The following is a 3,899-nucleotide window of genomic DNA, read 5'->3' as shown; positions in this document are numbered from 1 at the left end:
CGCCAGGACCGGGAGCAGCACGCACATCCCGCGGCCGTACCCCCGCGCCGGATCGGCGCGGAAGGTCGCGCCGAAGCACAGCGCGAGATCCTCCTGGTGCACGGCGTCGTGGACGACCAGCACCCGCAGCAGCGCGAGCCCCATCGCGGTGTCGTCGGTCCAGTGCCAGGGCGACTCCGGCGGGGCGATCCGGTCCCTGATCTGCCCGGCGGCCTCCTGCGGCGAGCGGAAGGGGTGGAACCAGCGCTCCCCGAAGGCGTCGCCGAGCGCCAGACCCTCCAGCGAGTCGCGCGCGGCGACGGGCACGGGGAACGGAACCGGCATCGCGGTCGGGTTCGGGCTCGGGGTCGGGGTCCGGTTCGGGCTCGGCGGAGTGGTCATGCGGCCATGCTGGCAGCCACAGCCCCCCGACCGCACCGGAGTTACGACCCGACCCGGCCCCCGGCTCCCCCGGAGTGGACGGCTGGGTGCGGGCGTGGCCCACTGGTGGGAGAGGCAGGAACGGGTGATCGCATGAAGACCAAGCACTGGACCGTCGCCGTGACGATCGACGAGGACGACGTCCGCACCGAGGCGCGGGCCGTGATGACTGACGCGGGGGCGCCGATGGCGACCGGGCGCGGGGTGGCGCGGCGCAATCCCGCCGACCGCTCGGTGCCGGACATCGGCGACGAGCTCGCCGTCAGCCGCGCGCTGGAGGACCTGGCCCAGCGGCTGCACGACATGGCCTCGCACGACTTCGCCTACCTCGCCGGTCCGGCCGCCCGGTGACGCTCGCCGGTCCGGCCGCCCGGTGACGGACTGGTCCGGGCGTCGGCCCGGTCAGCCCTCGAGGACGATCCAGGTGCGGCCGGGGGCGAGGTTCATGGGCTTGCCGCCCACGGTGTAGCTGGTGGGCGCGTTGTCGTTCGGCTTGGACCACTGGCCGTGCCAGACCTTGCCGTCGCGGTAGAAGTCGGCGCCGCCCTGGCCCGTGGTCTGGGAGAAGACCTCGTTGTCGGCGTGTCCTGCGTTGTGGTCGGTGTACTTGCCGGGCACGACGTGGACGTGCTGGATGATGACGTTGTCGGCGTTGGCCTGTCCGGCGTCGATCGTGGAGACGGCGTGCCCGTCCACCGAGACCAGCCACTTGGCGCCGGACGCGGTGAAGGTGAAGGCCGCCGCCGGCATCTTCGCGCGGACCGAGGACGCGCCCGCGCCGCCCGCGGGTTCGGGGCCGAAGCGGAAGCCGACGTCCTTGGTCTGGGCGAGGTTCGGGAAGGTCGAGAAGATCTGGCCGGGGCGGATGTACGTGGGCGCGCTGCCGCCGTTGCTGAACAGGTTGCTGTGCTGGATCGGGTTGATCAGCTGCAGGTTGGCGGCGGCCAGGTCGGGCTTCAGACCGGATATCGAGCCGGAGTAGGCGAAGCCGACGCGTCCGTAGGGCGCGAGCAGCGGGATGTCGGTCTGGCGGGCGCTGCGGACGGGACCGACCCTGGCCGGGGCGTGGCTGCTGTCGAAGACGACGAGGTAGCGGCTGAGGCCGCCCTCGACCTGGATCACGTAGACGAGGTCGGCCGAGTTGAGGCCGGACTGCTGGAACTGCGCGTCGCCGACGTTGTCGATCTTCACGGCGAGCACGTGCCCGCCCGGGCCTTGGCCGGTCAGCGGGTTCACCACGGGTGTCGGGGAGGGGGGCGGCGGAGTCGGCGAGTGGGTCGGCGAGGGCGACGCGGACGGCGGCGGTGCGGGGCTGCCGCCTCCCCCGGCCACCGCGAACCAGATCCCCGCTCCGACGACGGCGGCCCCGGTCACCACCGCCGCGATCCTGGCCCTGCGGCTCAGGCCTGGCCGTCCGCCCCCTGGTGGTCTGCCGTCCGGACTCGCCCCCGTGTTCCGGCTCTGTTCGTCCGCCATCTGCGCTCACCATCCTCGGATCGCGAACAGGCGTATCCCACCACCATGCGCCTGTCGCGTCCTCGGGAAAAGCCGGGCGGCACAACTCGTCAGGAGGCGGCCTCATCGGGAGGCGGCGCGCTCCAGGCAGTCCAGCACCTCGGCGTCGGACGTCTGCGTGAAGTCGTCGTAGAACTGGCCGATCGCCGCGAACCACGGCGGGGTGTCGACGACGACCACCTCGTCGGCCAGGCCGCGGAAGGCCGGGCCGGTCCCGGGCGGGGCGACGGGCACGGCGAGGACGATGCGCGCCGCGCCTTGGGCGCGGACGATCCGGCAGGCGGCCTGGGCGGTCGAGCCGGTGGCGACGCCGTCGTCGACGATGACCGCGGTCCGCCCCGCGACGTCGACCGGCGGCCGCTCGCCGCGGTAGCGGCGCACCCGGCGCTCCAACTCCGAGCGCTCCTCGCGCTCGACGCGGCGAAGCGCCTCCTCGCTGGTCCCGGCCATGCGGATCACCTCGTCGTTGAGGACCCGCACCCCGCCCTCGCCGATCGCGCCCATGCCGAGCTCGGGCTGGTAGGGAACACCGAGCTTGCGCACCACGACGACGTCGAGCGGGGCCTCCAGACGCGCGGCCACCTCCGCCGCGACGGGCACGCCGCCGCGCGGCAGGCCGAGCACGACCACGTCCTCGCCCCGCAGGTGGTCCAGGCGCGCGGCTAGCCTGCTCCCCGCCTGCCGGCGATCCGTGAAGACCATGACGCCGCTCCGGGTCGGCTCGCTTCCCTCCCTACCAGCGTAGGAGCCGAGCGCGAGATCCGGGCACCCGAACCGGGTCCGCGAGCGTCGGCGCAGCGGCAGCACGCGCGGACCCCGGGGTCAGGGCAGGAGGACGGCCTTGCCCTGGTTGCGGTGGGCTTCCAGGTCGGCCTGGGCCTGCGCGGCCTCGGCCAGGGGGTAGGTGCGCCAGACCGGCACAACAAGCCTTCCACCGGCGGCCAGCCGCACCAGCTCCGGCAGGGCGTCCTCGCCCTGCTCGGTGGTGCCGGCGCTGAAGCGCACGCCGTGCTGCTGGGCGGACATGTCGGCGATGGTGATGACCTTCGCCGTGTCACCGGTCAGGGCGACGGAGTCGGCGAGCACGCCGGCGCCGGAGGCGTCGAGCACGAAGTCGACCCCCTGGGGCGCGGCGGCGCGCACCCGGTCCGCCCAGCCGTCGCCGTAGCGGACGGCGGTGGCGCCGAGCGCGGTGACGCGCTCGATGTCCTTCTCGCCGACCGTGCCAACGACCGTGATGCCGCGGGCGACGGCCAACTGCACCGCGACGAAGCCCACGCTGCCGGCCGCGCCGTGCACGAGCAGGGTCGAGCCCGCCTCCACGCCCAACTGCCCGAGAACCCGGTGCGAGGTCCGGCCGACGGTGACCAGCGAGGCGGCGACCTCCCACGACAGCGCCTCCGGCTTGGCCACCGGACGTTCCAGCAGGGCGTACTCGCTGTAGCTGCCGCCGACCGTCGCTCCGAGGACGGCGTCCCCCACGGCCGCGTCGGCCCCCTCGCCGACGGCGTCGACGACGCCGGCCGCGTCCAGGCCGGGGACGACCGGGAAGTGCGCGGGGGCGACCTTGGCCATCAGGCCGGAGCGGATCTTGATGTCGAGCGGGTTCACGGAGGCGGCCTCGACCTTGATCCGGACCTGGCCCGGGCCCGGATCCGGCGGCGTGACCTCGGTCAGCCGCAACACGTCGGCGGGGCCGTACTCGGAGAAGGTGATCGCTGTGGACATCGGGGACTCCTGACGGAAGACGGGATCGAAAACGGAGGAACTGCGGAGCAAGGGGGGATCGAAAGAGGCACAGCGGGAAGGGCGTTGCCGGGAGGGCGCCGCACGCCCTCGACCCACTGTGCGGTCACGGCGACGGCCGCACCGGCGGGCTCGCCGGTCAGACGTCCAAGGTGGGGTAGTCGGTGTAGCCGCGGTGGTCGCCGCCGTAGAAGGTGGCCGCGTCCGGGGTGTTGAAC

4 protein-coding genes and 1 pseudogene are annotated in these 3,899 nt (G+C 73.8%); 1 reads left to right on the top strand and 4 read right to left on the bottom strand.

Features of this window, described 5'->3' with window-relative positions:
* A partial coding sequence (locus tag TR50_RS20120) for an ADP-ribosylglycohydrolase family protein (RefSeq protein ID WP_042423043.1) occupies positions 1-381 on the bottom strand: 381 nt, incomplete at its 3' end.
* Positions 382-513: 132 nt separating this feature from the next.
* On the opposite strand from TR50_RS20120, the gene TR50_RS20115 reads away from it, so the two are divergent.
* Positions 514-771: a dsRBD fold-containing protein gene (locus tag TR50_RS20115; protein WP_042423040.1), complete on the top strand. Its 258-nt coding sequence runs from the start codon at positions 514-516 to the stop codon at positions 769-771.
* A 51-nt stretch (positions 772-822) separates the two neighbouring features.
* Here TR50_RS20115 and TR50_RS20110 read toward each other — a convergent pair whose 3' ends face one another.
* The 3 genes and pseudogenes from TR50_RS20110 to TR50_RS20100 all read right to left on the bottom strand — a co-directional run bounded on the left by TR50_RS20110 (position 823) and on the right by TR50_RS20100 (position 3,663).
* Positions 823-1,797 (bottom strand): DUF3048 domain-containing protein, encoded by a 975-nt coding sequence (locus TR50_RS20110; RefSeq protein ID WP_052441129.1) that lies wholly within the window; start codon positions 1,795-1,797, stop codon positions 823-825.
* A gap of 207 nt (positions 1,798-2,004) precedes the next feature.
* A pseudogene (locus tag TR50_RS20105) lies at positions 2,005-2,637 on the bottom strand (phosphoribosyltransferase); the annotation flags it as partial.
* Positions 2,638-2,757: 120 nt separating this feature from the next.
* Positions 2,758-3,663 carry an NADP-dependent oxidoreductase gene (locus TR50_RS20100; RefSeq protein ID WP_042423034.1) on the bottom strand — a complete coding sequence of 302 codons (906 nt, stop codon included), beginning with the start codon at positions 3,661-3,663 and terminating at the stop codon, positions 2,758-2,760.
* Positions 3,664-3,899: the final 236 nt, after the last annotated feature.

The sequence above is a fragment of the Streptacidiphilus anmyonensis genome (assembly GCF_000787855.1).
GTDB classification, from domain to species: domain Bacteria; phylum Actinomycetota; class Actinomycetes; order Streptomycetales; family Streptomycetaceae; genus Streptacidiphilus; species Streptacidiphilus anmyonensis.
The sequence above is the reverse complement of the archived record's forward strand: the minus strand, read 5'-3'. Positions and strand labels throughout refer to the sequence as shown.